Origin of the sequence: Pseudomonas veronii (genome assembly GCF_001439695.1) — a bacterium.
GTDB lineage: Bacteria > Pseudomonadota > Gammaproteobacteria > Pseudomonadales > Pseudomonadaceae > Aquipseudomonas > Aquipseudomonas veronii.
Window position 1 is genome coordinate 53871 of record NZ_JYLL01000005.1, and the last position, 19114, is coordinate 72984.

Sequence of the window (19114 nt, forward strand, 5' to 3'; positions counted from 1 at the left end):
AGAGGACTGAATGAGCAATGACGGCGTGAATGCAGGCCGGCGTCGCTTCTTGGTAGCAGCCACATCCGTGGTGGGTGCTGCAGGAGCGGTGGGGGCTGCGGTCCCGTTCGTGGGGTCATGGTTTCCCAGTGCCAAGGCGAAAGCCGCAGGTGCACCGGTGAAGGTGAATATCAGCAAGATCGAGCCAGGCCAGCAGATGATTGCTGAGTGGCGCGGTCAGCCGGTCTTCATTGTTCGTCGAACGGAGGAAATCCTGGGAAATCTGAAAAAGATCGAAGGCCAGTTGTCTGACCCCAAATCTGAGTTTTCCGACCAACCCGCCTACGCCAAAAACGAAGCACGTTCGATCAAGCCAGAGATTCTGCTGCTGGTCGGGCTGTGTACCCACCTGGGATGCTCACCTACTTTCCGCCCTGAAGTGGCGCCGGTCGACCTGGGCAAAGATTGGGTCGGCGGCTATTTCTGCCCCTGCCACGGTTCGCACTACGACCTGGCCGGACGCGTCTACAAGTCGCAACCTGCTCCACTGAACCTACCCGTGCCTCCGCATAACTACGAATCTAACGACATCATTGTCATTGGCCTCGACAAGGAGAACGCGTGATGAGTAAGTTCATGGATTGGGTGGATGCGCGCTTCCCCGCCACCAAAATGTGGGAAGACCATCTCAGCAAGTATTACGCGCCAAAAAACTTCAACTTCTTCTACTTCTTCGGCTCCCTGGCACTGCTGGTGCTGGTCAACCAGATCGTCACCGGCGTCTGGCTGACCATGAGCTACACCCCTTCGGCGGAGGAGGCATTCGCTTCCGTCGAATACATCATGCGTGACGTCGAGTACGGCTCGATCCTGCGCCTGTTGCACTCCACCGGCGCCTCGGCGTTCTTCATCGTGGTCTACCTGCATATGTTCCGTGGTTTGCTCTACGGTTCGTACCAGAAGCCTCGTGAGCTGGTGTGGGTGTTCGGCATGCTGATCTACCTGGCGCTGATGGCTGAAGCCTTCATGGGCTACCTGCTGCCGTGGGGCCAGATGTCGTACTGGGGCGCCCAGGTGATCATCTCGCTGTTCGGTGCGATCCCGGTGATCGGCAACGACCTGACGCAGTGGATCCGTGGTGACTACCTGATCTCGGGCATCACCCTGAACCGCTTCTTCGCCTTGCACGTAGTGGCCTTGCCGATCGTGATTCTCGGCCTGGTGGTGCTGCACATCCTGGCGCTGCACGAAGTGGGTTCCAACAACCCCGACGGTGTGGACATCAAGAAGCACAAGGACGAGAACGGCATCCCGCTGGATGGCATCCCGTTCCACCCGTACTACACCGTGAAAGACATTGTCGGTGTCGTCGTGTTCCTGTTCGTGTTCTGCTCGATCGTGTTCTTTTTCCCGGAGATGGGTGGTTATTTCCTGGAAAAACCTAACTTCGAACAGGCCAACGCCTTCAAGACACCTGTGCATATTGCCCCGGTCTGGTACTTCACGCCGTTCTACGCGATCTTGCGGGCGATCCCCGACAAGCTCATGGGCGTAATCGCCATGGGTGCGGCCATCGCGGTGCTGTTCGTGCTGCCTTGGCTCGACCGAAGCCCGGTCAAGTCCATGCGCTACAAGGGCTGGCTGAGCAAGATCTGGCTGTGGGTGTTCTGCATTGCGTTCGTGATTCTGGGTGTACTGGGCGTACTGGCGCCAACCCCTGAGCGCACGTTGCTGTCGCAGGTTTGCACCTTCCTGTACTTCGCCTACTTCATTCTGATGCCGTTCTATACCCGGCTAGAGAAGACCAAACCGGTTCCGGAAAGGGTGACTGGCTGATGAAAAAATTATTCGTTGCATTGATGCTTGCGGCGCTGCCGCTACTGTCCTTCGCTGCCGAGCAAGGCCCTGAGTTGGAAAAAGTCGCTATCGACGTGTCTGACAAAGCGGCCATGCAGGACGGCGCACGCACGTTCGCCAACTATTGCATGGGTTGCCACAGCGCCAAGTTCCAGCGTTACGAGCGTGTTGCCGATGACCTGGGCATCCCGCACGAGGTGATGCTCGACAAGCTGGTGTTCACCGGCGCCAAGATTGGCGACCACATGAATATCGGCATGCAACCAGCGGACGCCAAGAACTGGTTTGGCGCTGCGCCGCCCGACCTGACTTTGGTGGCGCGGGTTCGCGGCACCGATTGGCTCTACGGCTACCTGAAATCCTTCTACGAAGACCCTGCGCGTCCATGGGGCGTGAACAACGTGGTGTTCCCGAACGTCGGTATGCCTAACGTTCTGGTCGGCCTGCAGGGTCGCCAAGTGATAGGATGCAAGCAGGTTCAGGTAGTCGAGGGCGGCAAGAAGCAATTTGACCCGTTGACCGGCACGCCGCTGACACATGAAGCGTGCGATCAACTGACCATCGTGCCCAAGTCCGGCGCGCTGAACGAAGAGCAGTTCGACGAGAAGGTCAAGAATCTCGTGACCTTCCTGGCCTACTCGGCCAACCCGGTCAAACTGCAGCACCAGCGCATTGGTACGTATGTCTTGCTGTACCTGGCTTTCTTCTTCGTATTCGCTTATCTGCTCAAGCGCGAATACTGGAAGGATGTGCATTGATCCAACCGTAAGCAATTGCTGTTAATCTTGCGCGCCCAGCGGCATCTCTAACCCGTAGCGACCTGGTCATCAGGTACTACTGAGATGCTCTCTGGGCGCGCTCGTTTTTGAGCTTTCGATAATTTCAACAAGCGAGGAGGACCGCCATGGGCGTGACCAATCGGTTGGCCTGTTACTCCGACCCCGCCGACCACTATTCCCACCGAGTACGCATCGTGCTCGCAGAGAAGGGTGTCAGCGCCGAGATCATCAGTGTGGAGGTGGGTCGTCACCCGCCGAAGCTGATCGAAGTGAACCCTTACGGCAGCTTGCCCACCCTGGTCGATCGTGACCTGGCGTTGTGGGAGTCAACCGTGGTGATGGAATATCTGGATGAGCGTTACCCGCATCCGCCTTTGCTGCCGGTGTACCCGGTGGCGCGTGCCAACAGCCGCCTGCTGATCCATCGGATTCAGCGCGACTGGTGCGGGCTGGTGGATTTGATTCTGGATTCGCGCAGCAAAGAGGCGGCCCGTGTCGTGGCGCGCAAGGAATTGCGCGAGAGCCTGACGGGCGTTTCGCCATTGTTCGCCGACAAGCCTTTTTTCCTCAGTGAGGAACAAAGCCTGGTGGATTGCTGCCTATTACCCATACTCTGGCGCTTGCCGATTATGGGCATTGAACTGCCGCGGCCGGCCAAGCCGCTGCTTGATTACATGGAGCGCCAGTTTGCGCGTGAGGCTTTCCAGGCGAGTCTGTCTGGTGTCGAACGCGATATGCGCTAAGGCTTAAGGAGCCGTTGATGAACTCCAGTCGACCCTACCTGGTTCGCGCGCTCTATGAGTGGATTGTGGACAACGATTGCACCCCGCACATGCTGGTCAATTCCGAGTTTCCTGCGGTTCAGGTTCCGCAGGGTTTTGCCAGCGACGGGCAGATTGTGCTGAACGTATCGCCCAGCGCAGTGCGCCACCTGCACATGGACAACGAGGCAGTCAGCTTCGAAGGGCGTTTCGGCGGTGTGCCGCATACGCTGTACGTGCCGATTGGCGCCATCCTCGGGATCTACGCCCGGGAAAATGGCCAAGGCATGGTGTTCGATCTGGAGTCGCCTTTCGAGGATGACGAAGCGATCGACGGGGAAGACGGCGATGATGTGCCGCCACCGGATACCGAGCCACCGCGTCCAAGCGGCCGGCCGAGTCTGAAAGTGGTGAAGTAAGCGGCTTTTGCCTTCGGGCGCGGCTGAAAAATGCCTCGGCGGTTGCCGGGGCATTTTTTTGCCTGGCCGTTGTAGATGAAAGTCATGCCTGGAACGGTGATCGTACAACCGCCATGGGCTATGATGCCTGTTCAGTTCACCAAGAAAGATGACCCAACATGGAAAACACCAACACCGCCCCTCGTCTTCCCCGCAAGCGCCGCAGCCTTGCCCAGGAATTGGTCACGGTGTTGTCCGAGCAGATCCGCGACGGCCAACTCAAGCGTGGCGACAAACTGCCTACCGAATCGGCGATCATGGACGCCCATGGCGTCAGCCGCACGGTGGTGCGTGAAGCCATCTCACGCTTGCAGGCGGCGGGGCAAGTGGAAACCCGTCATGGTATCGGCACCTTTGTCTTGGATACGCCAAGCCCCAGCGGTTTCCGCATTGACCCGGCCACCATCGTGACCCTGCGCGATGTGCTGGCGATCCTGGAGCTGCGTATCAGCCTGGAAGTGGAATCCGCGGGCCTGGCCGCGTTGCGCCGCAGCGACGAACAACTGGCCGGCATGCGTGCCGCCCTCGACGCCTTGAATGAAAGCGCCGCCCATGCCGGCGATGCGGTGGCGTCGGACTTCCAGTTCCACCTGCAGATTGCCCTGTCCACCGGCAACCGTTACTTCACCGACATCATGACGCACCTGGGCACCAGCATCATTCCGCGTACCCGCCTGAACTCGGCACGCCTGGCCCAGGATGACCAGCAGCACTACATGAAGCGCTTGAGCCGCGAGCACGAAGAAATCTACGAAGCGATCGCGCGCCAGGATTCGGATGCGGCGCGGGCGGCGATGCGCTTGCATTTGACCAACAGTCGCGAGCGGCTGCGCCATGCTCACGAAGAAGCAGAGGCGCAGCGGGGTTAAGGGTAGGTCACGACCTCAAGCGCCACATCAGTGATGGGCTCGTTAAGATCGAACGGGACGGTGAGGAATCGTTTAACTACCTCGTATTGGGTAGCGGCACCTTCAAATTCGAGAATGTCTCCTTTGTAAATCACGCCATCAAAGGTGATCTGCTTTTTTTTGCCGTCCGGCATATTGAGCTCGTATTTCATGGTCTTCACACGCCAGTGTTGGAGGGTGGAGTGTTGCTTTATCTGCATGCGCAAACGGCCGTGAATACCGGTCCAGATACGTCCCCGGGGCAGGTCTGGTGCCTGCGACGAGAGCGATGCGGTGCGGATAAGCGCTGTGTCACTGCGAGACCGTTATCATCAACGGATCAGAATAGAACCTTCCCGATTCGCTGTTTATCGCGTATCGCACCTGCACCGTTTGGTTGACGAATTTCTTCAAGTCATCGGCAGCGATATCGAGCTTGAGATTCGACTCCTTCACGTAATCTTCCTTGTTGGGGTCGTACTGTCCGGCGTTCTTTTCCTGCCCTTCGGCTTCCGGGGACTCGGGGTCCGGTCCTACGATGATAGATACCTGGGCGCTTGCGGAAACCTCATTGGGCTCGGGGATGGAAAACTCTATGCGTGCGCCGCTTGCCAGGCTCACTTGAGCCGGGCAAGAAGCGTCGCCGCCGACAAGGCTCGGGGCTTTAATGGCCATGATTGAGTGCTCCTTTGCACAGAAGCCAGAGAGCCTGGCTCCTATGCGGGGTTATCGCCCTCGTTGAAAATCGGCGTAACTGTTAGAAATCACAGTCACGACAAACGGTACGGCTCAAGCCGGCGTATTGGGTGTGTAGTCCTTCAGCAGCAAGTACGTACTCCACCCCCACCAATCAGCGGTCCAGTGTTTGTCGTTCAGGTCATTCACGTCCTTGCGTCGCAGCACCTTGTCGCCTTCCATCTTGAACAGCGGCGAAAAGTTATTCGCCGGGTTCTGTGCTGCATTCAGGTCCGGCACATACAGCGGCGCCTTGAAGGTGGCCGGGGAGGGCGCGACACCGCTGATAAACGCGTCGAAGACCTCATCGGCCGACGCCTGCACGGCGCGTTTGACCTGCGCCCGGTTGGCCGCGTCGCCGGCGTCGAAATAGCGTTTATCGCCGTAGGCATGCCATTCGTCACCGACTGCATTGCGCACCTTGAGCCCGAACTTGCTGTCTTCATCGTGCATGAAGCGACTGATCAGCGAGCCCAGCTCCCCAGGCGTCACCACGGCGGCCAGCTGTTTGCGCGGCACGCGCAGGTGGCCGGCGGAAAACAGATCGGTCAAGAAGTGATCGGCAAAACTGTTCATCGCATAGGCCAGCTCCAGCGCCTGGTCGGTGCCGCTTTGATGGGCGATGACGGCTTGTTGCAGCGCCGCCGTATGCCCGGCCAGGTAAGCCGACAACGCCCATTCGCCAAAGTGGTCGGCGTTGTCCGCCGCCAGCTTCAAGTAGCGGCCCAGGGGGAACAGTGCCGAGACCGCGCTGCCGCCGCCGGTGATGCGGTTCCACTCTTCAGACAACGTATCTCCGAGCAAGGCGTAGGCGTCGTGGGCGGATTTGCCGTCCTTGATCGCCTGGTTGACCGCGTTGATCTCCTTTTGCATCACCGCCAGGATCTTGTGTGCTTCCTCCCGTGACGCCGGCAGTCCTGCCAGTGAGTTGAATGCGGCGTTAAAGCGTTGCACGCGTTCGGCAGGCGAGGCGCCATCACTGATGGGTTGGCCCGGGATGCCATAAAAGTCACCGCCCAGGGCGATCACTTGCCCGTAAGTCAGCGCCAGGCCGTTGGGCAGGTGCAGCTCGACGAGTCGGGCGGCAATCGCCGGGGCGTCTTTGGCGAAGCGCAACAGTGTGTCGTCGCCGATGGCAGTGTGTTCACCGCCTTCGAAACGCAGGGAGGGTAGGTTTTTTGCGGGTGCTGCGGGTGCTGCGAGTTCAAGACCGGACATGTTAGCTCCTTGCTATGTCGTAGGAATCTTCCTTTATTACTGTATGTATATACAGCTATTCGAGCATAGAGGAAAAAACTCCTACGTCAATGCGCTCTCTCTCAACAGGCGGTTCGATGAATTGCAGTTGACGAAATATTTTATGGTTGTACGATGACGTATGACATAAGCAAAACCAACAACAACCTTTCGCCAGAAAGTCTTTGCCCAGGGTGTTCGAATAATGAATCCACAAGAACTGAAGTCCATCCTCTCCCACGGTCTGCTGTCTTTTCCCGTGACCGATTTCAACGCCCAGGGTGATTTTCACCAGGCCGGCTATATCAAACGTCTGGAGTGGCTGGCCCCCTACGGCGCCACTGCGTTGTTCGCCGCCGGCGGCACCGGTGAGTTTTTCTCCCTCGCGGCCAGCGAATATTCTCAGGTTGTGAAGACCGCGGTGGATACCTGCGCCACCAGCGTGCCGATCCTCGCCGGTGTCGGCGGTTCGACCCGCCAGGCCATCGAATACGCTCAGGAAGCCGAGCGTCTCGGTGCCAAAGGCTTGCTGCTGCTCCCGCACTATTTGACCGAAGCCAGCCAGGACGGGGTTGCCGCCCACGTGGAAGCGGTGTGCAAGTCGGTCAAGATCGGCGTGGTGGTTTACAACCGCAACGTCTGCCGCCTGACTGCGCCTTTGCTGGAGCGCCTGGCCGAACGTTGCCCGAACCTGATCGGCTACAAGGACGGCCTGGGTGACATTGAATTGATGGTGTCGATCCGCCGTCGTCTGGGCGACCGTTTCAGCTACCTGGGCGGCCTGCCGACTGCAGAGGTTTACGCCGCTGCCTACAAGGCCCTGGGCGTGCCGGTGTATTCCTCGGCGGTGTTCAACTTCATCCCGAAAACTGCGATGGATTTCTATCACGCCATCGCCCGCGACGATCACGCCACCGTCGGCAAGATCATCGATGACTTCTTCCTGCCGTACCTGGACATCCGTAACCGCAAGGCCGGCTACGCGGTGAGCATCGTCAAGGCGGGCGCCAAAATCGTTGGCTATGACGCCGGCCCGGTTCGCACGCCACTGACCGATCTGCTGCCGGAAGAATACGAAGCCCTGGCCGCGCTGATCGACAAGCAAGGCCCGCAATAACTTATCTATAAGGCCGCTGAGCAATCAGCGGCCTTTTGCGTCAGGAGAAGATTCGTGTCCCAAGCCAAACGTTTTGAAAACTACATCAACGGCCAATGGGTGGCTGGCGCTGATTATTGTGTCAACCTCAACCCGTCGGAGTTGTCCGATGTCATTGGCGAATATGCCAAGGCGGATGTCGCCCAGGTCAACGCTGCCATCGATGCCGCCCGCGCTGCGTTCCCGGCCTGGTCGACGTCCGGTATCCAGGCTCGCCACGACGCACTCGATAAAGTCGGCAGCGAAATCCTCGCCCGGCGCGAAGAGCTCGGCACGCTGCTGGCTCGGGAAGAGGGCAAGACCCTGCCTGAAGCCATTGGCGAAGTGACCCGCGCCGGTAATATCTTCAAGTTCTTCGCCGGCGAGTGTCTGCGCCTGTCCGGCGACTACGTGCCGTCGGTGCGACCGGGCGTCAATGTCGAAGTCACCCGCGAAGCCCTCGGCGTGGTCGGCCTGATCACCCCGTGGAACTTCCCGATTGCCATCCCCGCGTGGAAAATCGCTCCGGCCCTGGCCTACGGCAACTGCGTGGTGATCAAGCCGGCGGAGCTGGTGCCGGGCTGTGCCTGGGCCCTGGCAGAAATCATCTCCCGCGCCGGTTTCCCCGCCGGTGTGTTCAACCTGGTGATGGGCAGCGGGCGGGTAGTGGGCGATGTGTTGGTCAACAGCCCGAAAGTCGACGGCATCAGCTTCACTGGTTCGGTCGGCGTCGGGCGTCAGATCGCGGTCAGTTGTGTCTCGCGCCAGGCCAAGGTGCAGTTGGAAATGGGCGGCAAGAACCCGCAGATCGTTCTCGATGACGCCGACCTCAAGCAAGCCGTCGAGCTGTCGGTACAGAGCGCGTTCTATTCCACCGGCCAGCGTTGCACCGCCTCCAGCCGCTTGATCGTCACCGCCGGTATTCACGATCAGTTCGTCGCGGCCATGGCCGAGCGCATGAAGTCGATCAAGGTCGGCCACGCGTTGAAAAGCGGTACCGACATTGGCCCGGTCGTCTCCCAGGCCCAGTTGGACCAGGACTTGAAATACATCGACATCGGCCAGTGCGAAGGTGCGCGGCTGGTGAGCGGTGGCGGCCTGGTGACCTGCGACACCGAAGGCTACTACCTGGCGCCGACGCTGTTCGCCGACAGCGAGGCGGCCATGCGGATCAGCCGCGAAGAGATCTTCGGCCCGGTGGCCAACGTGGTGCGCGTGGCGGACTACGAGGCGGCGCTGGCCATGGCCAACGACACCGAGTTCGGTTTGTCGGCGGGCATCGCCACCACCTCGCTGAAATACGCCAACCACTTCAAGCGCCACTCTCAGGCCGGAATGGTGATGGTCAACCTGCCGACTGCCGGCGTGGACTATCACGTTCCGTTCGGTGGGCGTAAAGGTTCATCCTACGGTTCGCGTGAGCAAGGTCGCTATGCGCAAGAGTTCTACACCGTGGTGAAAACCAGCTACATCGGTTCGTAACACTGTAGGAGCGAGCTTGCTCGCGAAAAATCTCAACGAATACGCAGGCATTCAGGGGGCACGCGGTGCCTTTGAGTTTTTCGCGAGCAAGCTCGCTCCTACAACGTTCCGTTCGGTGGGCGTAAAGGTTCATCCTACGGTTCGCGTGAGCAAGGTCGCTATGCGCAAGAGTTCTACACCGTGGTGAAAACCAGCTACATCGGTTCGTAACACTGTAAGAGCGAGCTTGCTCGCGAAAAATTTCAACGAATACGCAGGCATTCAGGGGGCACGCGGTGCCTTTGAGTTTTTCGCGAGCAAGCTCGCTCCTACAACGTTCCGTTCGGTGGTCGTAAAGGTTCATCCTACGGTTCGCGTGAGCAAGGTCGCTATGCGCAAGAGTTCTACACCGTGGTGAAAACCAGCTACATCGGTTCGTAACACTGTAGGAGCGAGCTTGCTCGCGAAAAATTTCAACGAATACGCAGGTATTCAGGGGGGCACGCGGTGCCTTTGAGTTTTTCGCGAGCAAGCTCGCTATGCGCAAGAGTTCTACACCGTGGTGAAAACCAGCTACATCGGTTCGTAACACTGTAGGAGCGAGCTTGCTCGCGAAAAATTTCAACGAATACGCAGGTATTCAGGGGGCATGCGGTGCCTTTGAGTTTTTCGCGAGCAAGCTCGCTCCTACAGGGGCAGCGTCCAGCAACACATAAATATCACCCGCAAAAAAAATAATTAGTGGGAGTACTTCTACATGCAAGCGACCAAACCGACCCATGTCCGCTATTTGATCCTGCTCATGCTGTTTCTGGTGACCACGATCAACTATGCCGACCGGGCCACCATCGCAATTGCGGGTTCCAGCCTGCAAAAAGACCTCGGCATCGACGCGGTCACCCTCGGTTACATCTTCTCTGCATTCGGTTGGGCCTACGTGGCCGGGCAAATCCCCGGCGGCTGGCTGCTCGATCGGTTCGGCTCGAAAAAAGTCTATGCCCTGAGCATCTTCACCTGGTCACTGTTCACCATATTGCAAGGCTATGTCGGTGAGTTCGGTGTCTCCACGGCAGTCGTGGCGCTGTTCATGCTGCGCTTTATGGTGGGTCTGGCCGAAGCGCCATCCTTCCCGGGTAACGCGCGCATCGTGGCCGCCTGGTTCCCCACCGCCGAACGCGGCACGGCCTCGGCGATCTTCAACTCGGCGCAGTACTTCGCCACGGTGCTGTTCGCGCCGCTGATGGGCTGGATCGTCTACAGCTTCGGCTGGCAGCACGTGTTTATCGTGATGGGCGTGATCGGCGTCCTGTTCTCGCTGGTCTGGCTGAAAGTTATCCACAGCCCGCGCCAGCATCCGCTGATCAACGAAGCCGAGTTCAATCACATCGCGGCCAACGGTGCGATGGTCGATATGGACCAGGACAAGGGCAAGGGTAAGAAAACCGACGGTCCGAAGTGGGATTACATCCGCCAGTTGCTGACCAACCGCATGATGCTCGGCGTGTACCTGGGCCAGTACTGCATCAACGGCATCACCTACTTCTTCCTGACCTGGTTCCCGGTGTACCTGGTGCAGGACCGCGGCATGACCATTCTCAAGGCCGGGTTCATTGCCTCATTGCCGGCGATCTGCGGGTTTATCGGCGGTGTGTTGGGCGGGGTGATCTCCGACTACCTGCTGCGCAAAGGTCATTCCCTGACCTTCGCCCGCAAGGCGCCGATCATTGGCGGCCTGCTGATCTCCAGCAGCATCGTGGCCTGCAACTACGTGGATATCGAGTGGATGGTGGTGGGCTTCATGGCCTTGGCCTTCTTCGGCAAAGGCGTTGGCGCACTGGGTTGGGCGGTGGTGTCCGACACCTCGCCGAAACAGATCGCCGGGCTCAGTGGCGGCCTGTTCAACACCTTCGGTAACCTGGCGTCGATCACCACGCCGATTGTCATCGGTTACATCATCAGCACCACCGGTTCGTTCAAATGGGCGCTGGTGTTTGTCGGCGCGAACGCGCTGGTGGCCGTGTTCAGTTACCTGGTGATTGTCGGCCCGATCAAACGCGTGGTGCTCAAAGAGCCGCCAAGCCAAGGGCCTGAGTTGACCAACCTTACCCAAGCGCATTCCTGAAGGGGCCGTGTGATGCAGTTGATTGAACATGCCGACTCGCCGCGCTCGATTCGTTTGCACGAGCGCGACAACGTGGTGATCGTGGTCAATGACCAGGGTGTACCGGCCGGGACCGAGTTCCCGGACGGCCTGGTGACCGTGGATTTCATTCCACAAAGCCACAAAGTGACCCTCGAAGATATCCCCGAAGGCGGTCGGATCATTCGCTACGGCCAAACCATCGGTTACGCCCTGGCGCCGATCCCGCGTGGCAGTTGGGTGCAGGAAGATCAACTGCGCATGCCCACCGCGCCGCCGCTGGACAGCTTGCCGCTGTCCACCGAGGTGCCAGCGGCCCAGGCGCCGCTGGAAGGCTTTACCTTCGAGGGCTATCGCAATGCCGACGGCACCGTGGGCACGCGCAATATCCTCGGCATCACCACCACCGTGCAGTGCGTCACCGGTGTGCTGGACCATGCGGTCAAGCGCATCAAGGACGAGTTGCTGCCCAAGTACCCGCATGTCGATGACGTGGTGGCGTTGACCCACAGCTACGGCTGCGGGGTGGCGATCACCGCGACGGATGCGTATATCCCGATCCGCACCGTGCGCAACCTGGCGCGCAACCCGAACCTGGGGGGCGAAGCCCTGGTGATCAGCCTGGGCTGCGAGAAATTGCAGGCCGGGCAGGTGATGCACGACAACGACAGCTCCGTCGACCTGAGCGAACCGTGGCTGTATCGCCTGCAGGATTCCAGCCACGGGTTTAGCGAGATGATCGAGCAGATCATGGCCCTGGCCGAGGTGCGCCTGAAGAAGCTCGACCAGCGCCGCCGGGAAACCGTGCCGGCGTCCGAGCTGATCCTGGGCATGCAGTGCGGCGGCAGTGATGCGTTTTCCGGCATCACCGCCAATCCGGCGCTGGGGTTCGCTTCGGACTTGTTGCTGCGAGCGGGGGCGACGGTGATGTTTTCCGAAGTCACGGAGGTGCGTGATGCCATCTACCTGCTGACTTCTCGTGCGCAAACCAAGGAAATCGCCGAGGAACTGGTACGGGAAATGGACTGGTACGACCGTTATCTGGCCAAGGGCGAGGCGGATCGCAGCGCCAATACCACGCCGGGGAACAAGAAGGGCGGGTTGTCGAACATTGTCGAGAAGTCCCTGGGCTCCATCGTCAAGTCCGGCAGCAGCGCGATCAACGGCGTGCTCGGCCCGGGTGAACGCTTCAAGGGCAAAGGCTTGATCTTTTGCGCCACGCCGGCCAGCGACTTCGTGTGTGGCACCTTGCAACTGGCGGCGGGGATGAACCTGCATGTGTTCACCACCGGGCGTGGCACGCCTTACGGGCTGGCGATGGCGCCGGTGGTGAAGGTCTCGACCCGCACGGAGCTGGCGCAGCGCTGGCCGGACCTGATCGATATCGACGCCGGGCGCATCGCCACCGGGCGTGCGAGCATTGAGGAGTTGGGGTGGGAGTTGTTCCACTTCTACTTGGATGTAGCCAGCGGCAGGAAGCAGACGTGGGCGGAGCAGCACAAGCTGCATAACGACATTACGTTGTTCAACCCGGCGCCGATTACCTGAGACCGAGTCGCCGTTATCGGGGGCAAGCCCCCTCCCACATAGGGTCTGCGGTGTTCATCCGTTGTGTGTCTGACGCAGATTCAGTGTGGGAGGGGCGGTGCGACGACTCGACTTGCCCCCGATAGCGGCGACCCTATGTGGGAGGGGGCTTGCCCCCGATAGCGGTCTATCAGGCGCCATTGGGCCGTATGGCTTATCATTAGCCCCCTAACGACGCCCACCAAGGTTCTCCCCGGCATGCTGGCTATCTTCCTCACCACCCTCACCATCACCGCGCCGGTGTTTGCCATGTTGTTCCTCGGTGTGCTGCTCAAGCGCATCAACTGGATCAACGACAGCTTTATCCACACGGCATCGTCCCTGGTGTTCAACGTCACCATGCCGGCGCTGCTGTTTCTCGGCATCCTGCATGCCGACCTGCATTCGGCGCTCAAGCCGGGTTTGCTGATCTACTTCGCCGTCGCCACGCTGTTGAGCTTTGCCCTGGCCTGGGGCTGGGCGATTTTGCGCTGCAAGCGTGAAGACCGGGGCATCTACACCCAGGGCGCGTTTCGCGGCAACAACGGGGTGATCGGCCTGGCGCTGGCGGCCAGTATGTACGGTGATTACGGCATCTCCCTCGGCGCGATCCTCGCGGCGCTGGTGATCCTGTTCTACAACACGCTGTCGACCATTGTGCTGGCGGTGTACAGCCCGGTGATCAAGTCCGACCCGTGGAGCATCTGCAAAAGTGTGCTGGCCAACCCGCTGATCATCAGCGTGATTGCGGCCGCGCCGTTCGCCTATTTCCAGATCGGCTTGCCGGGCTGGCTGGAAAAATCCGCGCAGTACCTGGCCGACATGACGTTGCCGTTGGCGCTGATCTGCATCGGCGGCACCTTGTCGCTGGCGGCGTTGCGCAAGAGCGGCAACATGGCGCTGAGCGCGAGCTTGATGAAGATGGTCTGGCTGCCGGTGGTCGCCACCCTGGGGGCGTGGTTGCTCGGGTTTCGCGGGCCGGAACTGGGGATTCTGTTCCTGTACTTCGGCGCACCGACGGCGGCCGCGAGCTTTGTGATGGCCAGGGCGGCGCAGGGGAATCATGAGCTGGCGGCGGCGATTATCGTGATCACCACCTTGATGGCGGCGGTGACCACGAATATCGGGATTTTTGTGTTGCAGGCGGGCGGGTGGATCTGAGCTGTGCCGGTGATAGCTACCTGACCATCACTGCTTGTCCGCCTGATACGCCTCAATCACTTCCTGCGCCGCGCGAAACGCCTCGATCGCCGCCGGCACACCGGCATACACCGCGCAATGCAGCAGTGCTTCGCGGATTTCTTCGACGGTGCAGCCATTGTTCAGCGCGCCGCGCACATGGCCTTTGAGTTCCTGCGGGCACTTGAGCGCGGTGAGGGCGGCGAGGGTGATCAGGCTGCGCGTCTTCAGCGGCAAGCCTTCGCGGTTCCACACGCTGCCCCAGGCATGTTCGTTGACGAAGTCCTGCAGCGGCTGGGTGAATTCGGTGGCGTTGCCCAGGGCGCGATCGACGAACGCATCGCCCATCACCTGACGACGCATTTCAACTCCGGGCTTTTTCTGATCGGTCATTGCGATTCCCTCTTGTGTTGGCGGCGCCAGGCTCGCAGCGTGCTGAACAACAGGAAAGCCACCAGCACTGGCAGGACGTAATACAGCATCAGTTGTTCAAGTTTGTTGGCCAGGCCCATGCCGGTGGTGAACGCCATCACATGCAGCCCATACGCCAGGTACAAGCCCAGCAGCACCAGGCCTTCGGCACGGGTCACGCGGTAGCCGGTATAAAACACCGGCAGGCACAACACCACCACGCCGAGCATCACCGGCAGGTCGAAATCCAGGGCATTGGGCGACACCGACAGCGGCGAGGGCGCGAGCAGGGCGGTCAGCCCCAGTACGCCCAGCAGGTTGAACAGGTTGCTGCCGATCACGTTACCCACGGCGATATCCCGCTGACCGCGCAGGGCCGCGATCAGCGAGGTGGCCAGGCACGGCAGTGAAGTGCCGACGCCGATCAGCGTCAAGCCGATGATGCGTTCCGACAGGCCCAGGTCGCTCGCCACATCCACCGCCGCACCCAGCAACAAATGCCCGGCCAGCACCAGCACCAGCAAGCCGCCGAACATCAGCAATACGCTGCTCAACCAGGGCGCCTTGGCCACCGTGTCCAGCGTGCGCGGGCGCCGTGAATGGCGGGTCTGGTAGTGCAGCACGCCGAGGTAGGCCAGCAGGGCCGCGAGCAGCAGCGAACCGTCGAGTGGCGTCAGTTCTTCATTGGCCGCCAGGGTAAACACCAGCAGGCCGGCGAGGATCATCACCGGGATATCCAGGCGCACCAGTTGCCGCGAGACCCGCAGCGGAATGATCAGCGCCGACAGGCCCAGGGTGACGAGGATGTTGAAAATGCTGCTGCCGATCACACTGCCCACGGCAATGTCGGTATTGCCGGCGAGGGTGGCTTGCAGGCTGACGGTCATCTGCGGCGCACTGCTGCCGAAGGCGACGATCGTCAGGCCGATGATCAGCGGGCGGACCTTGAGGCTGGCAGCCAGGCGCACCGCGGCGCGCACCAGGATTTCGGCGCCGACGATCAGCAGCAGCAGGCCGCTGATCAATTCGATCAGGCTCCAGGGCGAGAGGGCGGTTAATCCGAAAATGGCCAGGGCTCCGTCGTCAATTGCTCAGGGCTTGCACACGAACCCGTGCGGTGCCGCTGCTCAGCATGCCCAGTTGCGCGGCGGCCTGGCGCGACAGATCGATTAGCCGCCCACGGGTGTGCGGGCCGCGATCATTGATGCGTACCACCACGGATTTGTCGGTATCGAGATTGGTCACCTTGACCTGCGTGCCGAAAGGCAGGCGCCGATGGGCGGCGGTCAGGGCGTTCTGGTTGAAGGGTTCACCGCTGGCGGTTTTTTTGCCATGGTGCTTGGCGCCGTAGTAAGACGCGGTGCCGGTTTCGTCGTAGCCGTTGGGGTCGATGAGGCTGCTGGCGCAACCGGCCAGCAAAGAGAACACGGCTAAAAGGCCAAGTAAGCGCTTCATTCAAGGTATCCCCTTATCAAATGTGGGAGGGGGCTTGCTCCCGATAGTGGAGTGTCAGTCATTGGTGTTTTGACTGAATCACCGCTATCGGGAGCAAGCCCCCTCCCACAGGAGGTCCGAGTCGAGCATGAAATCTCACTCGGCCCTTTCATCGCGATCAGCCTTCGAGCTTGCTTTTCAGCAGTTCGTTCACCTGTTGCGGGTTGGCCTTGCCCTTGGAGGCTTTCATGGCCTGGCCGACAAAGAAGCCGAACATTTTGCCGCGCTTGGCTTCGTCTGCCGCGCGGTACTGTTCGACCTGCTCCGCGTTGGCCGCGAGCATTTCATCGAGCACCGCCGAGATGGCGCCGCTGTCGGTGACTTGCTTGAGGCCGCGCTTCTCGATGATCTCGTCGCTGCTGCCCTCACCGCTGGCCATGGCTTCGAACACAGTCTTGGCGATTTTGCCGGAGATGGTATTGTCTTTGATGCGCAGCAGCATGCCGCCCAACTGCTCGGCCGAGACCGGTGCTTCGTCGATTTCCAGGCCCTGTTTGTTCAGCAGGCTGCCCAATTCCACCATCACCCAGTTGGCCGCCAGCTTGGCGTCCCCGGCGATGCTCACGACTTTTTCAAAGTAGTCGGCTTGCTCACGGCTCGACGCGAGGACGCTGGCGTCGTAGACCGACAGGCCGAACTGCGCCTGGAAGCGCTCGCGTTTCTGCGGCGGCAATTCCGGCAGGGTGGCGCGCACGTCATTGAGGAACGAGTCCTCGATGACCACTGGCAACAGGTCCGGATCGGGGAAGTAACGGTAGTCGTTGGCTTCCTCTTTGCTGCGCATGGCGCGGGTTTCGTCTTTGTTCGGGTCGTACAGGCGAGTTTGCTGGATCACCTTGCCGCCGTCTTCGATCAGTTCGATCTGGCGACGCACCTCGGTGTTGATCGCCTTCTCGATGAAACGGAACGAGTTGACGTTCTTGATCTCGCAGCGGGTGCCGTACTCGACCTGGCCCTTTGGCCGGACCGACACGTTGCAGTCGCAGCGCAGCGAGCCTTCGGCCATGTTGCCGTCGCAGATGCCCAGGTAGCGCACCAGCGCGTGGATCGTCTTGACGTAGGCCACGGCTTCCTTGGCGCTGCGCATGTCTGGCTCGGACACGATCTCCAGCAGCGGCGTGCCGGCGCGGTTCAGGTCGATGCCGGTGGCACCGTTGAACTCTTCATGCAGGCTCTTGCCGGCGTCTTCTTCCAGGTGCGCGCGGGTTACGCCGACACGCTTGATGGTGCCGTCTTCCAGCGGGATATCCAGGTAGCCTTTGCCGACAATCGGCAACTCCATCTGGCTGATCTGATAGCCCTTGGGCAGGTCCGGGTAGAAGTAGTTCTTGCGCGCGAACACGCTGTGCTGGCCGATCTCGGCGTCAATCGCCAGGCCGAACATCACCGCCATGCGTACCGCTTCCTGGTTCAGCACCGGCAACACACCGGGCATGCCCAGGTCTACCAGGCTCGCCTGGGTGTTGGGTTCTGCGCCGAACGTGGTGGCGCTACCGGAGAAAATCTTCGATTGGGTGGCGAGCTGGGTATGAATCTCCAGCCCGATCACGACTTCCCATTGCATAGTGTTCTCCTCAGAAGCCGGTAGGGGTGCGAGTGTGCCAGTCGGTGTTCAACTGGTACTGGTGCGCCACATTGAGCAGGCGGCCTTCCTGGAAATACGGGGCAAGCAATTGCACGCCGACCGGCAGGCCATCGACGAAACCGGCGGGCATGGACAAGCCCGGCAAGCCCGCGAGGTTGGCGGTGATGGTGTACAGGTCTTCCAGGTACTCGGCGATCGGGTCGCCGGTCTTGGCGCCGATCTTCCAGGCCGGGTTCGGCGTGGTTGGGCCGAGGATCACGTCGACTTCTTCGAACGCCGCCATGAAGTCGTTCTTGATCAGGCGACGGATTTTTTGCGCCTTGAGGTAGTACGCGTCGTAGTAACCGGCCGACAGGGCGTAGGCACCGACCATGATCCGGCGCTGCACTTCGACACCGAAGCCTTCGCCACGGGAACGTTTGTACAGGTCGTTGAGGTCTTTCGGGTTTTCGCAGCGGTAACCGAAACGCACGCCGTCGAACCGCGACAGGTTGGAAGACGCTTCGGCCGGCGCGATCACGTAGTACGCCGGAATCGCGTGCTGGTTGTTCGGCAGGCTGATTGGCTTGATCACGGCGCCGAGCTTTTCCAGCTCCTTGACGCTGTTGTGGACCAGTTCGGCGATACGCGGGTCGAGGCCGGCGCTGAAATATTCGTTCGGTACGCCGATGCGCAGGCCTTTGAGCGAGGTATTGAGGCTGGCGCTGTAGTCCGGCACCGGCTCGTCGACGCTGGTGGAGTCCTGTGCGTCGAAGCCCGCCATACCTTGTAACAATATTGCGCAGTCTTCGGCAGTGCGTGCCAGGGTACCGCCCTGATCAAGGCTGGAGGCATAGGCGATCATGCCCCAGCGGGACACGCGACCGTAGGTCGGCTTCAGCCCGGTGAGGTTGGTGAACGCGGCGGGCTGGCGGATCGAGCCGCCGGTGTCGGTGGCCGTGGCCGCCGGCAGGAAGCGCGCGGCAACCGCCGCCGCCGAACCACCGGACGAGCCGCCTGGCACGCAGTCCAGATTCCACGGGTTTTTCACCGCGCCGTAGTAGCTCGACTCGTTGGCCGAGCCCATGGCGAATTCGTCCATGTTGGTCTTGCCCAGGGTCACGGCCCCGGCGGCGGCCAGCTTGGACACCACGGTGGCGTCGTAGGGCGCCTTGAAGTTGTCGAGCATCTTCGAGCCGCAGCTGGTGCGAATGCCCTGGGTGCAGAACAAGTCCTTGTGGGCGATCGGTGCGCCCAGCAGCGCGCCGTTCTCACCGTTGGCGCGACGTGCGTCGGCGGCCTTGGCCTGGCTCAAGGCCAGCTCCTCGGTGATGCTGATGAAGCTGTTGACCTTGGGGTCGAGCTCGGCGATACGCGCCAGCAAGGTCTTGGTCAGCTCTTCGGAAGAAAACTTTTTGTCGGCGAGACCGCGGGCGATCTCGGCCAGAGTCATGTGATGCATGAAAGGCTCT

General features: G+C 60.6%; 19 protein-coding genes and 2 pseudogenes. 13 read left to right on the forward strand and 8 right to left on the reverse strand.

Features of this window, described 5'->3' with window-relative positions:
- Window positions 1-10 precede the first annotated feature (10 nt).
- The 6 genes from petA (at window position 11) to TU80_RS08185 (ending at window position 4703) form a co-directional block, all read left to right on the forward strand.
- On the forward strand, window positions 11-604 hold the full coding sequence (gene petA, locus TU80_RS08160) for a ubiquinol-cytochrome c reductase iron-sulfur subunit (RefSeq protein ID WP_026139825.1): 594 nt from the start codon (window positions 11-13) through the stop codon (window positions 602-604).
- Window positions 604-1815 carry a cytochrome b gene (locus TU80_RS08165; RefSeq protein ID WP_017845421.1) on the forward strand — a complete coding sequence of 404 codons (1212 nt, stop codon included), beginning with the start codon at window positions 604-606 and terminating at the stop codon, window positions 1813-1815. Before petA ends, TU80_RS08165 begins: the two co-directional genes overlap by 1 nt.
- The gene (locus TU80_RS08170) at window positions 1815-2594 is read left to right on the forward strand and encodes a cytochrome c1 (protein ID WP_017845420.1); all 780 of its coding nucleotides are present in this window, start codon (window positions 1815-1817) and stop codon (window positions 2592-2594) included. The genes TU80_RS08165 and TU80_RS08170 overlap by 1 nt, the downstream gene beginning before the upstream one ends.
- A 146-nt stretch (window positions 2595-2740) precedes the next feature.
- Window positions 2741-3358: a glutathione S-transferase N-terminal domain-containing protein gene (locus tag TU80_RS08175; protein WP_010568030.1), complete on the forward strand. Its 618-nt coding sequence runs from the start codon at window positions 2741-2743 to the stop codon at window positions 3356-3358.
- A 17-nt stretch (window positions 3359-3375) separates the two neighbouring features.
- Entirely contained in the window at window positions 3376-3795 is a 420-nt protein-coding gene (locus TU80_RS08180) for a ClpXP protease specificity-enhancing factor (protein ID WP_017845419.1), read from the forward strand.
- A gap of 158 nt (window positions 3796-3953) precedes the next feature.
- Window positions 3954-4703, forward strand: coding sequence for a FadR/GntR family transcriptional regulator (locus tag TU80_RS08185; RefSeq protein WP_017845418.1), 750 nt, complete (start codon window positions 3954-3956; stop codon window positions 4701-4703).
- On the opposite strand, the gene TU80_RS08190 is transcribed toward TU80_RS08185, so the two are convergent.
- From TU80_RS08190 to TU80_RS08200, 3 genes are all read right to left on the reverse strand, one after another.
- Window positions 4700-4894: a hypothetical protein gene (locus tag TU80_RS08190; protein ID WP_032804233.1), complete on the reverse strand. Its 195-nt coding sequence runs from the start codon at window positions 4892-4894 to the stop codon at window positions 4700-4702. The two genes, TU80_RS08185 and TU80_RS08190, sit on opposite strands and share 4 nt — an antisense overlap.
- 139 nt (window positions 4895-5033) lie before the next feature.
- Window positions 5034-5396 (reverse strand): hypothetical protein, encoded by a 363-nt coding sequence (locus tag TU80_RS08195; RefSeq protein ID WP_057004246.1) that lies wholly within the window; start codon window positions 5394-5396, stop codon window positions 5034-5036.
- Between the two features lie 114 nt (window positions 5397-5510).
- Window positions 5511-6674: a hypothetical protein gene (locus tag TU80_RS08200; protein ID WP_046384695.1), complete on the reverse strand. Its 1164-nt coding sequence runs from the start codon at window positions 6672-6674 to the stop codon at window positions 5511-5513.
- 223 nt (window positions 6675-6897) lie between these two features.
- On the opposite strand from TU80_RS08200, the gene kdgD reads away from it, so the two are divergent.
- From kdgD to TU80_RS08225, 7 genes and pseudogenes are all read left to right on the forward strand, one after another.
- On the forward strand, window positions 6898-7809 hold the full coding sequence (gene kdgD, locus TU80_RS08205) for a 5-dehydro-4-deoxyglucarate dehydratase (RefSeq protein WP_017845414.1): 912 nt from the start codon (window positions 6898-6900) through the stop codon (window positions 7807-7809).
- A gap of 54 nt (window positions 7810-7863) precedes the next feature.
- Window positions 7864-9309 (forward strand): aldehyde dehydrogenase family protein, encoded by a 1446-nt coding sequence (locus TU80_RS08210; protein WP_057004247.1) that lies wholly within the window; start codon window positions 7864-7866, stop codon window positions 9307-9309.
- A gap of 99 nt (window positions 9310-9408) precedes the next feature.
- Window positions 9409-9519: pseudogene (locus TU80_RS33785) on the forward strand (hypothetical protein); the annotation flags it as partial.
- Between the two features lie 99 nt (window positions 9520-9618).
- Window positions 9619-9729 (forward strand): annotated as a pseudogene (locus tag TU80_RS33790) (hypothetical protein); the annotation flags it as partial.
- Between the two features lie 316 nt (window positions 9730-10045).
- The gene (locus TU80_RS08215) at window positions 10046-11410 is read left to right on the forward strand and encodes an MFS transporter (protein ID WP_046384693.1); all 1365 of its coding nucleotides are present in this window, start codon (window positions 10046-10048) and stop codon (window positions 11408-11410) included.
- 12 nt (window positions 11411-11422) lie between these two features.
- Complete coding sequence (garD, locus tag TU80_RS08220; protein ID WP_046384692.1) at window positions 11423-12976, forward strand: galactarate dehydratase; 1554 nt, start codon at window positions 11423-11425, stop codon at window positions 12974-12976.
- Between the two features lie 237 nt (window positions 12977-13213).
- A complete protein-coding gene (locus TU80_RS08225) occupies window positions 13214-14155 on the forward strand; it encodes an AEC family transporter (RefSeq protein ID WP_046384691.1) in 942 nt (313 codons plus the stop codon).
- Between the two features lie 27 nt (window positions 14156-14182).
- On the opposite strand, the gene TU80_RS08230 is transcribed toward TU80_RS08225, so the two are convergent.
- The 5 genes from TU80_RS08230 to gatA all read right to left on the reverse strand — a co-directional run bounded on the left by TU80_RS08230 (window position 14183) and on the right by gatA (window position 19104).
- Window positions 14183-14566: a carboxymuconolactone decarboxylase family protein gene (locus TU80_RS08230; RefSeq protein ID WP_017845409.1), complete on the reverse strand. Its 384-nt coding sequence runs from the start codon at window positions 14564-14566 to the stop codon at window positions 14183-14185.
- Complete coding sequence (locus TU80_RS08235) at window positions 14563-15609, reverse strand: calcium/sodium antiporter (RefSeq protein ID WP_057004248.1); 1047 nt, start codon at window positions 15607-15609, stop codon at window positions 14563-14565. The genes TU80_RS08230 and TU80_RS08235 overlap by 4 nt, the downstream gene beginning before the upstream one ends.
- A gap of 58 nt (window positions 15610-15667) precedes the next feature.
- Window positions 15668-16039: a septal ring lytic transglycosylase RlpA family protein gene (locus TU80_RS08240; RefSeq protein ID WP_046384689.1), complete on the reverse strand. Its 372-nt coding sequence runs from the start codon at window positions 16037-16039 to the stop codon at window positions 15668-15670.
- Between the two features lie 157 nt (window positions 16040-16196).
- The gene (gene gatB, locus TU80_RS08245; RefSeq protein WP_017845406.1) at window positions 16197-17642 is read right to left on the reverse strand and encodes an Asp-tRNA(Asn)/Glu-tRNA(Gln) amidotransferase subunit GatB; all 1446 of its coding nucleotides are present in this window, start codon (window positions 17640-17642) and stop codon (window positions 16197-16199) included.
- 10 nt (window positions 17643-17652) lie between these two features.
- Window positions 17653-19104: an Asp-tRNA(Asn)/Glu-tRNA(Gln) amidotransferase subunit GatA gene (gene gatA / locus TU80_RS08250; protein WP_057004249.1), complete on the reverse strand. Its 1452-nt coding sequence runs from the start codon at window positions 19102-19104 to the stop codon at window positions 17653-17655.
- Window positions 19105-19114 lie beyond the last annotated feature (10 nt).

Bases quoted from the DNA above. Each gene is read 5' to 3' on its own strand.
- petA (WP_026139825.1), top strand. From the start codon at position 11: ATGAGCAATGACGGCGTGAATGCAGGCCGGCGTCGCTTCTTGGTAGCA.
- TU80_RS08165 (WP_017845421.1), top strand. From the start codon at position 604: ATGAGTAAGTTCATGGATTGGGTGGATGCGCGCTTCCCCGCCACCAAA.
- TU80_RS08170 (WP_017845420.1), top strand. From the start codon at position 1,815: ATGAAAAAATTATTCGTTGCATTGATGCTTGCGGCGCTGCCGCTACTG.
- TU80_RS08175 (WP_010568030.1), top strand. From the start codon at position 2,741: ATGGGCGTGACCAATCGGTTGGCCTGTTACTCCGACCCCGCCGACCAC.
- TU80_RS08180 (WP_017845419.1), top strand. From the start codon at position 3,376: ATGAACTCCAGTCGACCCTACCTGGTTCGCGCGCTCTATGAGTGGATT.
- TU80_RS08185 (WP_017845418.1), top strand. From the start codon at position 3,954: ATGGAAAACACCAACACCGCCCCTCGTCTTCCCCGCAAGCGCCGCAGC.
- TU80_RS08190 (WP_032804233.1), bottom strand. From the start codon at position 4,894: ATGAAATACGAGCTCAATATGCCGGACGGCAAAAAAAAGCAGATCACC.
- TU80_RS08195 (WP_057004246.1), bottom strand. From the start codon at position 5,396: ATGGCCATTAAAGCCCCGAGCCTTGTCGGCGGCGACGCTTCTTGCCCG.
- TU80_RS08200 (WP_046384695.1), bottom strand. From the start codon at position 6,674: ATGTCCGGTCTTGAACTCGCAGCACCCGCAGCACCCGCAAAAAACCTA.
- kdgD (WP_017845414.1), top strand. From the start codon at position 6,898: ATGAATCCACAAGAACTGAAGTCCATCCTCTCCCACGGTCTGCTGTCT.
- TU80_RS08215 (WP_046384693.1), top strand. From the start codon at position 10,046: ATGCAAGCGACCAAACCGACCCATGTCCGCTATTTGATCCTGCTCATG.
- garD (WP_046384692.1), top strand. From the start codon at position 11,423: ATGCAGTTGATTGAACATGCCGACTCGCCGCGCTCGATTCGTTTGCAC.
- TU80_RS08225 (WP_046384691.1), top strand. From the start codon at position 13,214: ATGCTGGCTATCTTCCTCACCACCCTCACCATCACCGCGCCGGTGTTT.
- TU80_RS08230 (WP_017845409.1), bottom strand. From the start codon at position 14,566: ATGACCGATCAGAAAAAGCCCGGAGTTGAAATGCGTCGTCAGGTGATG.
- TU80_RS08240 (WP_046384689.1), bottom strand. From the start codon at position 16,039: ATGAAGCGCTTACTTGGCCTTTTAGCCGTGTTCTCTTTGCTGGCCGGT.
- gatB (WP_017845406.1), bottom strand. From the start codon at position 17,642: ATGCAATGGGAAGTCGTGATCGGGCTGGAGATTCATACCCAGCTCGCC.
- gatA (WP_057004249.1), bottom strand. From the start codon at position 19,104: ATGCATCACATGACTCTGGCCGAGATCGCCCGCGGTCTCGCCGACAAA.